The following is a 16354-nucleotide window of genomic DNA, read 5'->3' as shown; positions in this document are numbered from 1 at the left end:
CATCATGCGCGAAGCCGTCATCGTCTCCACCGCCCGCACCCCCATCACCAAGGCGGGCCGCGGCGAATTCAACCTGATCGCCGGTCCCACGCTGGCCGCGCACGCGGTGCGCGCCGCGGTCGAACGCGCCGGCGTGGACCCCGCGCTGATCGAAGACGCCTTCATCGGCTGCGGCTATCCGGAAGGCGCCACCGGGCGCAATATCGGCCGCCAGGCGGTGATCCGCGCAGGCCTGCCCGTCAGCGTGGGCGGCGCCACGATCAACCGCTACTGCGCGTCCGGCCTGCAGGCCATCGCCTCGGCAGCCAGCCGCATCGTGATGGACGGCGCCCCCGCCGTGATCGCCGGCGGCGTGGAGCTGGTGTCGCAGATCCGCACCCGCGACGACGGCGTGAGCGGCATGGACCCCTGGATCGTGGCCAACAAGCCCGAACTCTATCTGCCCATGATAGAAACCGCCGACATCGTGGCCGCCCGCTACGGCATCGGCCGCGAGGCCCAGGACCGCTTTGCCGCGCAAAGCCAGGCGCGCACCGAAGCCGCCCAGGCCGCCGGCCGCCTGCGCGAGGAAATCGTCGCCGTCACCACCACCATGTCCGTCACCGACCGCGCGACGGGCGCGGTCACCGAACGCGAAGTGACCGTCGACCGGGACACCTGCAACCGCCCCGGCACCACCTACGAGGCGCTGGCGGGGCTGGCGCCGGTGCGCGGCGAGGGCCAGTTCGTCACGGCCGGCAACGCGTCGCAGCTGTCCGACGGCGCAGCCGCCTGCGTGCTGATGGAGGCCTCTGAGGCGCAGCGCGCCGGCATCCGCCCGCTGGGCGCGTTCCGCGGCCTGGCCATCGCCGGCTGCGAGCCGGACGAGATGGGCATAGGCCCGGTCTACGCGGTGCCCAGGCTGCTGGCGCGCCACGGGCTGAAGGTGCAGGACATCGACCTCTGGGAACTGAACGAGGCGTTTGCCTCGCAAGCGCTGTATTGCCAGGAAAAGCTCGGCATTCCGATGGACCGGCTGAACGTGGACGGCGGCTCCATCGCGCTGGGCCATCCGTTTGGCGTCACCGGCGTGCGCCTGGCCGGGCATGTGCTGATCGAAGGCCGCCGCCGCGGCGCCCGCTATGCCGTCGTCACGATGTGCATCGGCGGCGGCATGGGCGCGGCCGGCCTGTTTGAAATCTATTGAGGATCCCCATGGACCTGGAATTCACTCCCGAAGAAAGCGCCTTCCGCGACGAAGTGCGCGCCTTTCTCGACGCCCGGCTGCCGCGGCGCCTGTCCGACAAGGTCAGCGAGGGCAAGCTACTCACGCGCGACGACATGGCCGAATGGCACGCCATCCTGAACCAGCAAGGCTGGCTGGCGAGCCACTGGCCCGAGGAGTACGGCGGCACTGGCTGGAGCGCCACGCAAAAGTACATCTTCGACAACGAATGCGCACTGGCCGCCGCGCCGCGCATCGTGCCGTTCGGCCTGAGCATGCTGGGCCCGGTGCTGATCAAGTACGGCAGCCAGGCGCAGCGGAGCCATTGGCTGCCGCGCATCCTGGACGGCTCGGACTGGTGGTGCCAGGGCTATTCCGAACCGGGCGCCGGATCGGATCTGGCTTCGGTCAAGACCACCGCGGTGCGCGACGGCGACAGCTACGTCGTCAACGGCCAGAAGACCTGGACCACGCTGGGCCAGTACGCCAACATGATCTTCTGCCTGGTGCGCACCTCGCAGGAAGGCCGGCGCCAGGAAGGCATCAGCTTCCTGCTGATCGACATGAACAGCCCGGGCGTGGAAGTGCGCCCCATCATCACGCTGGACGGCGAGCACGAGGTCAATGAAGTGTTCTTCTCGGACGTGCGCGTGCCGGCCGAAAACCTGGTGGGCGAAGAGAACCGCGGCTGGACCTGCGCCAAGTACCTGCTGACCTATGAACGCACCAACATCGCCGGCGTGGGCCAATCCACGGCCGCGCTGGAACGCCTGAAGACCATCGCCGCGCGCCAGAAGAAGCACGGCCGCCCGCTGGCCGAAGACCCCGACTTCGCGGCCCGGCTGGCCCGCGTGGAAATCGAGCTGGCCAACATGCGCACCACCAATCTGCGCGTGGTGGCGGCCGTGGAAGGCGGCGGCGCGCCCGGCGCCGAAAGCTCCATGCTGAAGATCCGCGGCACGCAGATCCGGCAGGAGATCAGCGCCCTGAACCGCCGCGCCATGGGCCCCTACGCCCGGCCCTTCGTGCCCGAAGCGCTGCACGACGGCTATGACGCGGCGCCCATCGGCCCCGACGGCGCCGCGAGCGCCGCCGCGCAGTACTTCAACAACCGCAAGCTGTCGATCTTCGGCGGCTCCAATGAAATCCAGAAGAACATCATCTCGAAGATGATTCTTGGACTGTAAGGGCCGGCCATGAATTTTGAACACACCGAAGACCGGCGCATGCTGTCCGACATGCTGCGCCGCTTTGTCGCGGAGCAGTATGACTTCGCCACCCGCATGCGCCACGCCCAATCGCCGCAGGGCTACAGCGTGGACTTCTGGCATCGTTACGCGGAACTGGGCGCCATCGGCGCGCTGTTTTCCGAGGCCGACGGCGGCCTGGGCGGCGCGGGGTTCGATATCTCCGTCGTCTTCGAAGCACTGGGCCGCGGCCTGGTCGTCGAACCCTTTCTGGACGCCTTGATGGTCGGCACCGCGATCGCCGCGGCCGGCTCGCCGGCCCAACGCGAAGCGCTCGACGGCCTGATCGCGGGCGGCCTCACCGCCGCCCTCGCCCACGCCGAACCCGGCTCCGGCTACGAACTGAACCAGGTGAGCACGCGCGCCGAGCGCAACGCGGACGGCTGGGTGCTCAACGGCGCCAAGGCGGTGGTGAACGCGGGCGAGCACGCCGACCTGTTCCTGGTGTCGGCGCGCACCGCGGGCGCGGAAGACGACGAGGCCGGCATCAGCCTGTTCCTGGTCAGCGCCGGCACGCCCGGCATGAGCGCGCGCGGCTATGGGCTGATCGACGGCGGCCGCGCGGCGGAACTTGCCTTAGACCAGGTGCAACTGGGCCCGGACGCCCTGCTGGGCGAGGCGGGCGCGGGCTACGCGCTGCTGGAACGCGCCACCGGCCGCGGCATCCTGGCGCTGTGCGCGCAAGCCGTCGGCGCCATGGACTGCGCCCGCGACGCCACGCTGGAATACCTGCGCACCCGCCGCCAGTTCGGCGCGCCCATCGGCAGCTTCCAGGCGCTGCAGCATCGCATGGCCGATGTGCTGCTGGAGATCGAGCAGGCGCGCTCGGCCGTCATCAACGCGGCCGCCGCCGTGGACCACCCCGACCGCGCCACGCGTGAACGCGCGCTGTCCGCCGCCAAGTACACCATCGGCCGCATCGGCACCCTGGTGGCCGAAGAGAGCATCCAGCTGCATGGCGGCATCGGCATGACCTGGGAACTGCCGCTGGCGCACTACGCCAAGCGTCTGGTCATGATCGATCACCAGCTGGGCGACGAAGACCACCACCTGCGCCGCTACATCGCGCTGGGGCAGGCCTGAACGGAGGAATACGGACATGACCCAGTCCCCTGTCGCCCCGCCCTTGTCGGGCCCTTTCGCGGCGCCGTTCCCCGTACGCACCGCGCAGGACGTCCAGCGCCTGCAGGCGCGGCCCCTGGCCGAGACGCTGACGGTGCAAAGCACCTATGAGATCTTCCGCAATTCCGCGGCCGCCTTCGGCGACAAGACCGCGCTGACCTTCCTGCGCAGCGCGGACCCCGAGGACGAGGCGGTGCGCTGGAGCTATCGCGAACTGCTGGCGGGCATCCACCAGACGGCCAACCTGCTGCACAGCCTGGGCATCCGCGAGGGCGACGCGGTGGGTGTGCTGCTGCCTGGCTGCCTGGAATACCACCTGGCGCTGTGGGGCGGCGAGGCGGCCGGCATCGTCCAGCCGCTCAATCCCCTGCTGACCGAGGACAAGCTCGCATCCCTAATGACCACGGCGCGCGCCAAGGTGCTGATCGCCTATGGGTCGGACGTGGAATGCGGTTCCTGGTCCAAGGCCCTGCGCCTGCGTGAACGCGTGCCCACCTTGCAGACCCTGCTGCGCGTGGCGCCTGGTGACGAGCCCCTGTCGGCCCGCCCCGCGCTGCCCGAAGCGGCGCTCGACTTCAATGCCGGCCGGGCCGCCCAACCGTCGGACCGGCTGGTCAGCGGACGCGTCATCCGCGCCGGCGACGTGGCCGCGTATTTCCATACCGGCGGCACTACCGGCGCGCCCAAGCTTGCCGTCCATACCCACGCCAACCAGGTCTTCTCGGCCTGGGCGGCCGTGCAGCTGCAGAACGCCGGCCCGGACGACGTGGTCATCAACGGCTATCCGCTGTTCCACGTGGCCGGCGTGTTGCCGGCTTCGCTGGCGGCGCTGTCGGCCGGCGTGGAAACCGTCATCCCCACCACCCTGCTGCTGCGCAACCGCGACGTGCTGCGCAATTACTGGCGCCTGGTGGAGAAGCACCGCGCCACCTCGCTGCAAGGCGTGCCCACCATCCTGGCGGCGCTGGCCGACGTGCCGCTGGCGGGCGCCGACATCTCGTCGCTGCGCTATTGCCGCACCGGCGCGGCGCCGCTGCCCGCGGAACTGGCGCAGCGCTTCAAGCGCCTGTTCGGTCTGCATGTCAGCGAAAGCCTGGGCATGACCGAGATGGCCGGCATTTCGTCGATCTCGCCTCCCGGCTGCGAATTCCCCGTGAATTGCGTGGGCTTTCCGCTGCCCTACGTGCAGGTGCGCATCGCGGGCCTGGACATGCCCGCCGGCCAGCCCGCGCGTGAACTCCCCGCCGGCACGCCGGGCATGGTGCTGTTCAAGGCGCCCAACGTCATCCCCGGCTTCCTGGACCCCGAGGACACCGCGCGCGCGTTCACCGGGGACGGCTGGCTGATCAGTGGCGACGTCGGGTTCATGGATGGCGAAGGCCGCCTGCACCTGCAGGGCCGCGCCAAGGACCTGATCATCCGCGGCGGCCACAACATCGACCCCAAGACCATCGAGGACGCGCTGGCCACGCACCCGGCCGTGCAGCTTTGCGCCGCCGTCGGCGCGCCGGACGCCTACGCCGGAGAGCTGCCCATCGCCTTCGTCACGCTGACCGAAGGCGCCGAAACCTCCGAGGCCGACCTCATCGCCTACGCCGCCGAACATGTGGACGAAGGCCCGGCGCGGCCCAAGCGCGTCATCGTCCTGGACAGCATGCCCCAGACCAACGTGGGCAAGATCTACAAACCCGATTTGCGCCGCCTGGCGACCGCCGTGTCGGTCCAGGCCGTGGTGGCGCGCACCCTGCATGAAGCCGGCCTTGCGCAAGACGATCCCGTCTTTCGCGTGCTGGCCGATGCGCAACCGGATGTCGCCGTAGAAGCCGGCGCCGGTGCGCCCGCGCCGCTGAAAGCCCGGCTGCGCGAAGCGCTGTCACGGCTGCCCGTCAAGGTCGTCTTGCGCGACTGACCCGCAGCCACATAACAACACTCACGGAGACAACCCTTATGGCCCATCTGCCCCTGCGACGCGCTTGCCTGAGCGCCCTGCTGCTCACCCTGGCAAGCGCCGCCCTGCCCTTGTCCGCCAGCGCGGCAACCGATTTCCCCACCAAGCCCATCACCCTGATCGTGCCGTTCCCGGCCGGCGGCTCCACCGACCGCCATCTGCGTATAGTCGCGCAGGACGCCGCCAAGCACCTGGGCCAGCCCGTCATCGTGGAGAACCGTCCGGGCGCGGGCGGCACGCTGGGCACGGCCACCATGGCCAAGACCGCCAAGCCGGACGGCTACACGATCGCCCTGTATACCCTGGCGATGCTGCGCATGCCATATATGCAGAAAAGCAGCTGGGACCCCATCAACGACTTCACCTTCATCCTGGGCCTGTCCGGCTACACCTTCGGCTTCACCGTGCGCTCGGACTCGCCGTACAAGACCTTCAACGAATACATCGAGGCCGCGCGCAAGGCGCCTGGCACGATCGACTACGGCTCGACCGGCATCGGCTCGTCGCCGCACCTGCTGATCGAAGAGATCGCCATCAACGCCAAGGTCAAGCTGAACCATGTCCCGTTCAAGGGCAACGCCGACATGCAGCAGGCGCTCCTGGGCGGCCACGTCATGGCGCAAAGCGACGCCACCGGCTGGGACCAGTTCGTGGACTCCGGCAAGATGCGCCTGCTCGTCACCTTCGGCGAAAAACGCACGACCCGCTGGCCTGACGTGCCCACCGCGCAGGAGCTGGGCTACAAGGTCGTGTCCACGTCCCCTTACGGCCTGGCCGGCCCCAAGGGCATGGATCCGGCGGTGGTGAAGATCCTGCACGACGCCTTCAAAAAGGCGCTGTTCGGCCCGGCCAGCATGGAGGTCATGAAGCAGCTCAACCAGGAGCCCGCCTACCGCGACAGCCAGGAGTACAAGGCGTGGGCGCAGGCCACCTACGTCAAGGAAAAGGGGCTGATCGAGTACCTGGGGCTGATGGCTAAAGACTGAGGCCCGCGGCCTCCTGGATCGTCTGGAGGCAGAACTGCCGGGTGATGCGCGTGGCCGGGCTGATGCTGCGGCCACGCAAGGTCACGAATGCGAAGTGCGCCTGGATCTCGAAGTCCCGCGGCGCCGGCAGCAGGACCAGGCGATCCGAATCCGCCTGCGCCCGCGCCGACGCCAGCACGCCCAGGAACACCGCGTCCGAGCGCTCGACGATATCGAACAGGTAGGAAATGTCTTCGCACTCCATGTGCAGTTCGAATCCGCCTGGCGCCGCCGCGCCCGACAGCCGGCGGCGGGTCTCGGGGCTCAGCCCGGTGGAGACGATGGGATAGCGCAGGACATCCGTCAGCGCGGCCTGCCGCAGGTCCAGCAGGGGATGGCCCGGCCGGCAGATGAAGCCCGAGGACACGGCGGGCATGGGCGCCACCTCCAGGTCTTCCTCGTTGTCCAGCGTCCGCACATGCACGACCAGCGCGTCCAGCACGCGCTCGCGCAGGCTGACCAGCAGCGACTCCGTGGGGCCGCGTGACAGCTTCACGCGCAGCTTGGGATAGTCGTCCAGCATGTGCTGCATCAGCGGCACGCTGAGCAAGGCGCTGGGCGCCGCCCCCAGTCCCAGCCGGATGGCGCCCGTCTCGCCCTGCGCCAGCAGTTCCGCCTCCCGGCGGATCTCTTCCACTTCCCCCAGCACGCGCCGCGCGCGTTGCGCCACCAGGCGGCCCAGCGGCGTGGGCTCATTGCGCTTGCCGATGCGATCCACCAGCGGCGCGCCCAATTCGCCTTCAAGCAATTGGATGCTGCGGCTGAACGCCGGCTGCGACAGGTGCTGCATTTCAGCCGCGCGCGTGAACGAGCCGGTTTCCAGTAGCGCCACCAGATGAGCAAGCTGAGAGAGATTCATGGGCTGGCCCCGATTAATCATGCGTAAAACGCATTGTAATCAGCCAATCAATCTATTGGACAGATGAATCGGCCACTTCTAGCATCGCATCCAGCACTCAGATCACAAGGGGAATGCCATGAAAAAACACCTGATGTTTGCCGTTGCCGTCTTGTTGGCCGGGCTGGGCGGCGGCGCCTGCGCCCAAGACTTTCCCGCCAGGCCTGTATCCCTGCTGGTGCCCTACCCGGCCGGGGCCGCCAGCGACATCACCGCCCGCGCGGTGCAGGGCCCCATCTCGCAATCGCTGGGCGTGCAGGTCGTGGTGGAGAACCTGGGCGGCGCCAACGGCGCGCTGGGCGCCAATCGCGTGTTGAACGCCAAGGCGGACGGCTACACCCTGTTCCAGGGTTCGCCCAACGAACTGATCCTGGCGGGCCTGACGAACAAGGCCGTCGCCTACAAGCCAGACGACTTCCAATTCGTCGCGCCGGTGGCCACCTCGCCCTACGTGGTGATCACCCGCGCGGGCCTGGGCGCAGCCGACGTCGATGAACTGCTTGCCCTGGCGCACCAGCGCGGCGTGCCGCTGACCTACGGTTCGGGCGGCGCGGGGTCGATGATCCACCTGATCTCGGAGGCGCTGGCGCAGCGCACCGGCGTCAAGCTCACGCACATTCCGTATCGCGGCGGCGCGCCGCTGATCACGGACCTGGCCGGCGGGCAGATCGATTTCGCCATCGTGCCGTATCAGGCGAACTACGAGGATATGCGCCGCGAGGGCCGGCTGAAGATCATCGGAACCCTGAACCGTGAACGCCTGCCGGCCTTGCCCGACGTGCCCAGCGTGCAGGAAAGCGCGAACCTGAAGGACTTCAACTACACCATCTGGACCGCCTATCTGGTGAAGAAAGGCACGCCCGCCGATGCCGTCCAGAAGCTGCATCGGGCGGTGCAGGCATCGCTGCGCGACCCCGCCGCCCGCAAGACGCTGGAGGCGCAGGGCAAGATCCTGTTCCCGCCGCAGTCGCTCGCCGAAGGCCAGGCCTTCTACGCCGAACAGACCGCCAGCCTGGCCGAACTGGTGCGGCGCAGCGGCTTTCGCGGCGAATAAGCCGCCCCGGGCGACGCGCCACCCCGCGCGCGCCGCCATCCACCCAACCCGGAATCCCCACATGTCCGACCCCATCGTTCCCGTGCTCGACCACCTTGCGTCTCGCCAGGCGCAGATAGAAAGCTGGCTCAAGACATTCCTGCGCATTCCCAGCGTCAGCGCGGATCCGGCCTACGCCGGATCCATGGACGAGGCGCGCCGCCTGCTGTGCGAAAGGCTGCGTGCGGGAGGCCTGGACCACGTGCAACTGCTGGATGGCGGCGGCGAGCCCGCGGTATACGGGGAATGGACCGGTGCGCCCGGCCGGCCTACCCTGCTGATCTATGGCCACTATGACGTACAGCCGGCCGACCCGGTCGAGCTGTGGCGCACTCCGCCGTTCGAACCCACGCTGGTCGGCGACCGGCTGTATGCGCGCGGCGCCTCGGACGTCAAGGGATCGACGACCGTCGCGCTCGAGGTCGTGTTCGCGTTTCTTGCCGTGCTGCGTTCGTGTCCGGTCAATATCAAAGTGTTCATCGAGGGCGAAGAGGAAACGGGCAGCCCCACCTTGCGCCCGCTGATACAGCGCCATCGGCAACTGCTGGCGGCGGACGCCGTCCTGTCGGCGGACGGCGGCCGCGCCAGCGCCGTGACGCCCACCATCAACACGGGCGCACGCGGCCACGCGGCGCTGGAGATCAGGCTGCGCACGGCCGCGAAGGATCTGCATTCCGGCCGCTACGGCGGCGGAGTCAGGAATGCGCTGCACGAGATGGCGGCGCTGCTCGCCTCATTGCATCGGCGCGACGGCAGCGTGGCCGTGCAGGGATTCGACGCGGGCGCCCGGCCGCCCACGCCGCGCCAGCGCCAGGACACGGCGGCGTTTCCCTACGACGAAGCGGCCTTCTTCTCGGACGTGGCGGGCGCCTCGCACGGCGAACCTGGCTACAGCCCGCGCGAACGCATCACCCTGCGGCCGGCGCTGGACGTCAACGGCATGTGGGGCGGCTACACCGGCGCGGGCGCCAAGACCATCATCCCAAGCCTCGCCTCGGCCAAGCTGACGGCGCGCGTGGTGGAGGGCCAGGACCCCGCGCAGGTCATCCAGTCGGTGCTGACGCATCTGGAAGCCGCCTGCCCGCCGGGCTGCGAGCTGGACGTCGTGGCGTTGAACCCGGGGTCGCCCGCGGCAACGCTGCCCCCCGCGCATCCGCTGGTCACGGCCGCCGAAGCCGTGCTGCAGACCCCGGGCGGCGCAAGGCCTGTCCACGTGCGCCTGGGCGCCAGCGTGCCCATCACTTCCCTGTTCAAGGAAACGCTGGGCATCGACACCCTGATGTTCGGCTTCAACCTGCCCGACGAGGACGTGCATGCGCCCAACGAGTTCTTCCGGCTGTCGTCCATCAGCCAAGGCCTGCAGGCCTGGACCCGGCTGCTGGACGAACTGGGCCGCTATCAGCCGTCGGCATTTCACGGGAACTGAAGCCGCTGGCGCACAATCCCGGCGGGCTCGGCATATTCTGCGTATCAATTTTGTATGCAAAAAATGTCCGACCTCCCGGGTCGGCATTTGATAGACTGGCTGCCCGATGGTTTTTCCCTCCCGGCAGCCGCTGCCGCGCCCCATGACCCAGGAAGTTCAGACTGATCCCAGCGCCGACGACATCGCCAAGGAAGTGGCCGCCGCCATCGTGGCGCACAAGCTTCCGCCCGGCACCCGCCTGCGCGAAGAGGCCCTGGCCCGGGTCTACAAGGTCAGCCGCACCAAGATCCGCGCCGCCTTGCTGATGCTGTCCAAGGACAAGCTGATCAACATCGTTCCGGACAAGGGCGCATTCGTCAGCAAGCCCGACGCGAACGAAGCCCGCGAGGTCTATGCGGTGCGCCGCATCCTGGAAGCCGCGCTCGCCCGCGAATTCGTCGCTTGCGCCAAGGCCGCCGATTACCGTCGCATCGATGCGCACCTGGCCCAAGAGCGCCGCTCGCTGGACAGCGGCGACGTGCAGACGCGCAACCACCTGCTCAGCCATTTCCACATCCTGCTGGCGGAGGCCGTGGGCAATTCCGTGCTGACCGGCATGCTGCGCGAACTGTCCGCGCGCAGCGCCGTGATCACCGTGCTGTATCAAAGCTCGCACGACGCCAGTTGCTCCTCGCAGGAACACCACGCTTTCATCGAAGCGGCCCGTGCCGGCGATACCGAGCGCGCCTGCGCCCTGATGGACGAGCATCTGGAACACGTCCAGACCGCGCTGAACTTCACCGACGACAACCCGGCCGGCAGCGACCTGGTCACCGCGCTGCTGAGCTGACCGCGCCGGCCTAGCCCGCCCGCAGCAGCTGCTCCATGCGCTGCTGCAGCCACTGTTCCGTCTCGCTCGGCGCGGCGCCCTGCAGCCACAGGGTGCGCACGGACAGCATCGGCAAGGAAAGGCCCGCGCACGGAAGCGGGGTCAGCGTGGTGCGAAAGCTCTCGTATTCCGCGATGTTCAGCGGCAGGATCGCCCACCCCAGCCCGTCGGCCACCATGCCGGCGATGCTGTAGAAGCTGTCGGTGCGCCACACCGTGGGGCTCAGCACCATATCGTCCACCCCTTCCATCTGCATGACCAGCTGCCGGTGCCGCGCCAGTTCCGTGCGCGTCACCTCGGGCAGCGCGGCCAGCGGGTGCCCGGAAGCCACGTAAATGCCCTGCGCCACATGGCCCAGGTAGCGATGCGCGAAGGCGCTGCCCGGATCGCCCCGGTCGAAGTGGAAGGCGATGCTTGCGCGCCCCTGCCGTACATAGTCGGCCACCTCGGTCGCGGTGCCGTTCAGCTGCGTCAGCTCCAGCGCCGGAAAGCGCGCGGCCAGCTCCACCACCAGCGCGCCCAGCACCAGATAGGGCAAAGCCTCGTCCAGCGCGATCGAGAGCCGCGCGTCCGCTCCGCCCGCGAACGACATCGCGCGCTGGCTCAGTCCGCCCGCCTGGCGCAGCAGCTCCTTCGCTTCCAGCAGCATCACCTCGCCTGCGGGGGTCAGGGTGGCGTTGCGGCGCGAGCGGTCGAACAGCTCCACGCCCAGGTCCGCTTCCAGCAGGCCCACCGAGGTGCTGACCGCCGACTGCGCGCGGCCGATACGCCGGGCCGCGGCCGAAAACGAGCCGGCCTCGGCCGCCGCCACGAATTGGCGCAGTTGATCCAAGGTCCATTGCATACGGTCGCGCCTCCTATCCATCTATTTTATAGATGCAATCCAACTTTATACGGCAAATATACAGATGGATAATGCCAGCCGGAGATCCGGCCCCCCGTAACGGCGCGCCGGGCCCCGGTAATCAACAGGAGTAGAACCATGCAGCGGACTCTTTCGAACGCTGTCGCCACGGCCGCCCCTGGCCGCTGGCTGGTGCTGGCCATCGTGTCCAGCGCCTTGTTGCTGATCGTCGTGGACATGACGGTGCTGTATACCGCCCTGCCCCGGCTCACGCATGAACTGGGCGTCACGGCCTCGGCCAAGCTGTGGATCGTGAACGTGTACGCGCTGGTGGTGTCCGGCCTGCTGCTGGGCATGGGCACCCTGGGCGACCGGCTGGGCCACAAGCGGCTCTTCATGATGGGGCTGACGGTGTTCGGCGTGGCCTCGCTGGCCGCCGCCTACTCGCCCGGCGCCGCCATCCTGATCGCGGCGCGCGCGCTGCTGGCCGTGGGCGCGGCCATGATGATGCCCGCCACCCTGTCCATCCTGCGGCTCACCTTCGCCGACGAACGCGAGCGCGCCGTAGCCATCGGCGTGTGGGCCTCGGTGGCCTCGGGCGGCGCGGCCTTGGGCCCCGTGGTGGGCGGCGTGCTGCTGGAGCATTTCTGGTGGGGATCGGTGTTCCTGATCAACGTCCCCATCGTCCTGCTGGCGCTGCCGCTGGCATGGCGTTTCATCCCCGCCAGCAAGCCCGACGCCAGCCGCCCCTGGGACCTGGCCGGATCGCTGCAAGTGATGGTGGGACTGATTCTGTGCGCCTACGCGCTGAAGGAACTGGGCCGCGCATCCACGTCGTGGTTGCACGCCGGGCTGGCCTGCGCGGGTGGCGCGGCCATGCTCGCCATCTTCGTGCGCCGCCAGCGGCGCCGGCCCCATCCGCTGATCGACTTTGCCATCTTCCGCAATGCCGCCTTCAGTTCGGCCGTGGCCGCGGCGCTGTTCGCCGCCGCCGCGCTGCTGGGGATGGAACTGGTGTTCAGCCAGCGGCTGCAGCTGGTGCTGGGCATGTCGCCGATCCAGTCGGCCCTCTTCATCCTGCCGCTGCCGCTGGCCGCGTTCGTGGCCGGCCCGCTGGCCGGTTTGCTGCTGGGCCGCATCAGCAGCAAGCGGCTGCTGTTCCTGTCGCTGCTGGTGTCGGGCGCCGGCATGGGCGGCTACCTGCTGACCTACGACGGCTCCATCATGCCGCAGATGATCAGCCTGAGCGTCCTGGGCGTGGGCATCGGCGCCACCATGACGGCGGCCTCCAGCACCATCATGCAGAGCGCCACGCCCGAGCGCGCCGGCATGGCGGCGTCCATCGAGGAAGTGTCGTACGAACTGGGCGGCGCGCTGGGCGTGACCCTGATGGGATCGATCCTGTCGGGCGTCTACGCGCAGTCGCTGGCCGTGCCCGCCGGCGTGGCCGAGACCACCGCGGCCCGCGACAGCCTCGACGAGGCCCTGATCATCGCCGAAAGCCTGCCGGCGGACCTGGCCGCCACGCTGACCCGGCTGGCCAGGGCCGCATTCGAAACCGGCTACGCCGCCGTGATCGCCACAGCGACGGTCATGCTGCTCGCGACGGCCGCCTTCGTCCTGCTCAACCGCGCGCGCCGGCCGCCGCAGCCCGGCTGAGCAGCAGGCGACCCGCTCAGCCGTTGCGAAACGCGTTGTCCATGTCCGCGATCAGGTCTTCCTCGTGCTCCAGGCCGATGGAGATCCGGATCAGCCCTTCCGACACGCCGGCCGCGTCGCGCTCGGCCGCCGGCACGCCGGAGTGGGTGGTCGACGCCGGATGGCACACCAGCGTTTCCGTGCCGCCCAGGCTGACCGCCGACTTGAACAGATGCAAGGCGTTGATGAAGCGGAACGCCCGGGCGCGCCCGCCTTCCAGCACGAAGGCGAAGGTCGAGCCCGGCCCCGTGCACTGGCGCTTGTAGACTTCCTGGTAGGCGCGGTCGGCAATCATTTCCGGATGGAAGATCTGCACCTTCTCGTGCGGATTGCCCGACAGCCATTGCGCCACCTTGGTCGCCGTGCGGGCCGCCTGCTTCATGCGCAACACCACCGTTTCCATCGAGCGCGTGATCATCCAGCAGGAATGCGGGTCCAGCTGCGAGCCGAAGGCGCTGCGGATGGCGCGCACCTTCCTGATCAGGTCCTTGCTCCCGGTCACCGCGCCCGCCACCAGGTCACTATGGCCGCCCACGTATTTCGTGAGCGAGTACACGCACAGGTCCACGCCATGCTCGGCCGGCTTCTGGAAGATCGGCCCCAGCAGCGTGTTGTCGCAAACCGAGATCGGGCGGTAGCCGTGGCGCGTCTCGAACGCGTCCAGCTCGTTCTTCATCGCCTCGAAGTCGAACAGCGCGTTGGTCGGATTGGCGGGCGTTTCGATGTAGAACACCTTCACCGGCCCCTTGGCCGCCGCATCTTCCAGCGCGGTTCGCATGCTCTTGGGCGACAAACCGTCCGGCACCGGATGCGAGCCTATGCCCCACTCCGGGAAGATCTTGCCTATCAGGGTCTCGGTGCCGCCATACAGGGGCACGGACTGCACCAGCTGATCGCCGGGCCGCAGAAAGGCCATCAGGACGGCGCTGATCGCCGACATGCCGCTGGAAGTCACTGCGGCGTCTTCGGAACCGTCCAGCAGCGACAGGCGGTCTTCCACGATTTCCAGGTTCGGATGATTGAAGCGGCTGTACACCAGCCCGGCGGTTTCCCCCTGCGGCAAGGGCTTGCGGCCCGACACCAGGTCAAAGAAAGCCGCGCCGTCCTCGGCCGAGCGGAACGCGAACGTCGACGTCAGGAACACCGGCGGCTTGACCGCGCCTTCGGACAGAAAGGGGTCGTAGCCGTAGGACATCATCTGCGTTTCCGCATGCAGGGGACGGCCGAAAATGTCTTTCTTGTGATAGCTCGAATAAGTCATGGTGTGCCTCTTTCTCTGGTGTTCCAGCCGACCGGGCAGGCGCGTCACGCATTGAAAGACGATAGCGCCGGCCGCTCCGGGATGCATTGCAGTATGGGCGTTGTCGCCGGCAATAATCTTTCCATTTCGTTCGCAAGATCGCCATAATGGGAAACAACGTTTCCTACACAACGAAAACAATGAAAGACACTGCCTTGTTACATCAACTTGACGCGATCGATTGGAAAATCATGAAAATCCTTCAAGAAGATGGCCGCCTGAGTAACGCCGAACTGGCCGAACGCGTGTCGCTGTCGGCCTCGCCCTGCTGGAAACGGCTGAAGCGCCTGGAGACAACGGGCGTGATCCGCGGCTACCAAGCCATCCTGGACCGCCGCGCGCTGGGGGTGGGAGTCGTGGCGTTCGTCAGCATCTCGCTGGACAACCACACCGAGAAAACCTGCCACGCCTTCGAAGCCAGCGTGCTGGCCATGCCGGAGGTGCTGGCCTGCCACAACACCACCGGGCAGCACGACTACCTGCTGCACATCATGGCGCGGGATTTCGACGCCTATTCGGAATTCGTGCGCGGCCGCCTGCGCACCCTGCCTGGGGTGAAGGAACTGCTCAGCACGCTATCGATGCATGAAGTGAAATCGTCGACCAAGCTGCACCTGTAAGCGCGCAGCTCGCGGCCGGCATGGCGCTGGCCGCTACAGCTGGCCCGGCACCACGCGGTTGCGGCCTAGCCGCTTGGCCTCGTACAGGCTGCGGTCGGCAACCTGGATCAGGTCCGTGCAGGGCTGGTCGGCCTGGGGCACCGCCGTGGCCGTGCCCACGCTGACCGTCAGCCAGGGGCTGGTGCCCGCGTCCCGTTGCGGAATCTGCATGGCTTCGACGGCGCGGCGCAGTTTCTCGGCCGCCAGGCGGGCGCTGCCGGCCGGGGTGCCCGGCAGCACCAGCGCAAACTCTTCGCCGCCGAAGCGGGCCGCCAGGTCGGTGGACCGGTCGCAACTGGAAAAGATCGTGTTGGCCACGCGCTTGAGCGCTTCGTCGCCCGCGATATGGCCGTAGGTGTCGTTGTAGGACTTGAAGTGGTCCACGTCGATCATCAGCATGCTGATCTCGCGGCCGTCGCGGCGCGCGCGCTGCCATTCGGCGTTCAGGTATTCATCGAAATACCGCCGGTTGCCCAGCCCTGTCAGGCCGTCCGAATTGGTGAGCCGGCGCAGTTCCATATTGCTTTCCAGCAATTGCTGCTGGCTTTGGCGCAGGGCCTGATAGGCCTCGTCGCGCTGCACCAGCGCCATATAGGAGCGCGAATGGTAGCGGAGGCGCGCCACCAGTTCGAGGGAGTCCGGCAGCTTCACCAGGTAATCGTTGGCGCCCGACGCGAAGGCGGCGCTCTTGATCGCCGGGTCTTCCTTGGTGGACAGCACGATGATCGGGATGTCCCGTGTCACGGGATGGCCGCGGTATTCCCGCACCAGGCTCAGGCCGTCCACGCCGGGCAGGACCAGGTCCTGCAGGATGACCGTGGGCCGGGTCTGGATCGCTACGCTCAGTGCCTTGTAGGGATCCGAACAATAGTGAAAGTCGATGTTGCCCTCCGGGACCAGCGCGCGCCGGATGGCTTCGCCGACCATGACCTGATCGTCAACGAGCAACACCATTGCCCCGTGCGAATTCAGATCCGCCGAAGCCGTGCCGTCTGTGGGAGGGAGCATAGTAAGTCCTTGAT

14 protein-coding genes are annotated in these 16354 nt (G+C 68.1%); 10 read left to right on the top strand and 4 right to left on the bottom strand.

The window, feature by feature from the left end; genetic code table 11:
* The first annotated feature begins 4 nt into the window (after window positions 1-4).
* Genes HLG70_RS04865 through HLG70_RS04845 form a run of 5 tightly spaced genes read left to right on the top strand, consistent with a single transcriptional unit; the run spans window position 5 to window position 6507 of the window.
* A complete protein-coding gene (locus tag HLG70_RS04865) occupies window positions 5-1186 on the top strand; it encodes an acetyl-CoA C-acyltransferase (RefSeq protein WP_171663684.1) in 1182 nt (393 codons plus the stop codon).
* Window positions 1187-1194: 8 nt separating this feature from the next.
* Window positions 1195-2391 (top strand): acyl-CoA dehydrogenase family protein, encoded by a 1197-nt coding sequence (locus tag HLG70_RS04860; protein WP_171663686.1) that lies wholly within the window; start codon window positions 1195-1197, stop codon window positions 2389-2391.
* A gap of 9 nt (window positions 2392-2400) precedes the next feature.
* A complete protein-coding gene (locus tag HLG70_RS04855; RefSeq protein WP_171663687.1) occupies window positions 2401-3534 on the top strand; it encodes an acyl-CoA dehydrogenase family protein in 1134 nt (377 codons plus the stop codon).
* A gap of 16 nt (window positions 3535-3550) precedes the next feature.
* Window positions 3551-5482: an acyl-CoA synthetase gene (locus HLG70_RS04850; protein ID WP_171663688.1), complete on the top strand. Its 1932-nt coding sequence runs from the start codon at window positions 3551-3553 to the stop codon at window positions 5480-5482.
* Between the two features lie 38 nt (window positions 5483-5520).
* Complete coding sequence (locus HLG70_RS04845; protein WP_171663690.1) at window positions 5521-6507, top strand: tripartite tricarboxylate transporter substrate binding protein; 987 nt, start codon at window positions 5521-5523, stop codon at window positions 6505-6507.
* On the opposite strand, the gene HLG70_RS04840 is transcribed toward HLG70_RS04845, so the two are convergent.
* Window positions 6497-7405 carry a LysR family transcriptional regulator gene (locus HLG70_RS04840; RefSeq protein WP_171663691.1) on the bottom strand — a complete coding sequence of 303 codons (909 nt, stop codon included), beginning with the start codon at window positions 7403-7405 and terminating at the stop codon, window positions 6497-6499. The two genes, HLG70_RS04845 and HLG70_RS04840, sit on opposite strands and share 11 nt — an antisense overlap.
* A 118-nt stretch (window positions 7406-7523) precedes the next feature.
* Here HLG70_RS04840 and HLG70_RS04835 point away from each other — a divergent pair, with 118 nt between their 5' ends.
* The 3 genes from HLG70_RS04835 to HLG70_RS04825 all read left to right on the top strand — a co-directional run bounded on the left by HLG70_RS04835 (window position 7524) and on the right by HLG70_RS04825 (window position 10792).
* The gene (locus tag HLG70_RS04835; protein ID WP_171663692.1) at window positions 7524-8498 is read left to right on the top strand and encodes a Bug family tripartite tricarboxylate transporter substrate binding protein; all 975 of its coding nucleotides are present in this window, start codon (window positions 7524-7526) and stop codon (window positions 8496-8498) included.
* A gap of 61 nt (window positions 8499-8559) precedes the next feature.
* The gene (locus HLG70_RS04830; RefSeq protein ID WP_171663693.1) at window positions 8560-9963 is read left to right on the top strand and encodes a dipeptidase; all 1404 of its coding nucleotides are present in this window, start codon (window positions 8560-8562) and stop codon (window positions 9961-9963) included.
* A gap of 142 nt (window positions 9964-10105) precedes the next feature.
* Window positions 10106-10792 carry a GntR family transcriptional regulator gene (locus tag HLG70_RS04825; RefSeq protein ID WP_171663694.1) on the top strand — a complete coding sequence of 229 codons (687 nt, stop codon included), beginning with the start codon at window positions 10106-10108 and terminating at the stop codon, window positions 10790-10792.
* Between the two features lie 10 nt (window positions 10793-10802).
* On the opposite strand, the gene HLG70_RS04820 is transcribed toward HLG70_RS04825, so the two are convergent.
* Window positions 10803-11675 (bottom strand): LysR family transcriptional regulator, encoded by an 873-nt coding sequence (locus HLG70_RS04820; RefSeq protein ID WP_171663695.1) that lies wholly within the window; start codon window positions 11673-11675, stop codon window positions 10803-10805.
* A gap of 138 nt (window positions 11676-11813) precedes the next feature.
* Here HLG70_RS04820 and HLG70_RS04815 point away from each other — a divergent pair, with 138 nt between their 5' ends.
* Window positions 11814-13334, top strand: a complete 1521-nt coding sequence (locus HLG70_RS04815) for an MFS transporter (protein WP_171663696.1) — start codon at window positions 11814-11816, stop codon at window positions 13332-13334.
* Between the two features lie 16 nt (window positions 13335-13350).
* Here HLG70_RS04815 and HLG70_RS04810 read toward each other — a convergent pair whose 3' ends face one another.
* On the bottom strand, window positions 13351-14634 hold the full coding sequence (locus tag HLG70_RS04810) for a cystathionine gamma-synthase family protein (protein WP_171663697.1): 1284 nt from the start codon (window positions 14632-14634) through the stop codon (window positions 13351-13353).
* A gap of 179 nt (window positions 14635-14813) precedes the next feature.
* Between HLG70_RS04810 and HLG70_RS04805 the strand changes: the two genes are divergently transcribed.
* Window positions 14814-15293 carry an Lrp/AsnC family transcriptional regulator gene (locus HLG70_RS04805; RefSeq protein WP_171663698.1) on the top strand — a complete coding sequence of 160 codons (480 nt, stop codon included), beginning with the start codon at window positions 14814-14816 and terminating at the stop codon, window positions 15291-15293.
* Between the two features lie 33 nt (window positions 15294-15326).
* Here the strand turns inward: HLG70_RS04805 and HLG70_RS04800 are convergent, their stop codons facing one another.
* Window positions 15327-16340: a response regulator gene (locus tag HLG70_RS04800; RefSeq protein ID WP_171663699.1), complete on the bottom strand. Its 1014-nt coding sequence runs from the start codon at window positions 16338-16340 to the stop codon at window positions 15327-15329.
* Window positions 16341-16354 lie beyond the last annotated feature (14 nt).

It is taken from the genome of Achromobacter deleyi, assembly GCF_013116765.2.
Classification (GTDB): domain Bacteria; phylum Pseudomonadota; class Gammaproteobacteria; order Burkholderiales; family Burkholderiaceae_B; genus Achromobacter; species Achromobacter deleyi_A.
This window is presented reverse-complemented; position numbering and strand designations above follow the sequence as displayed.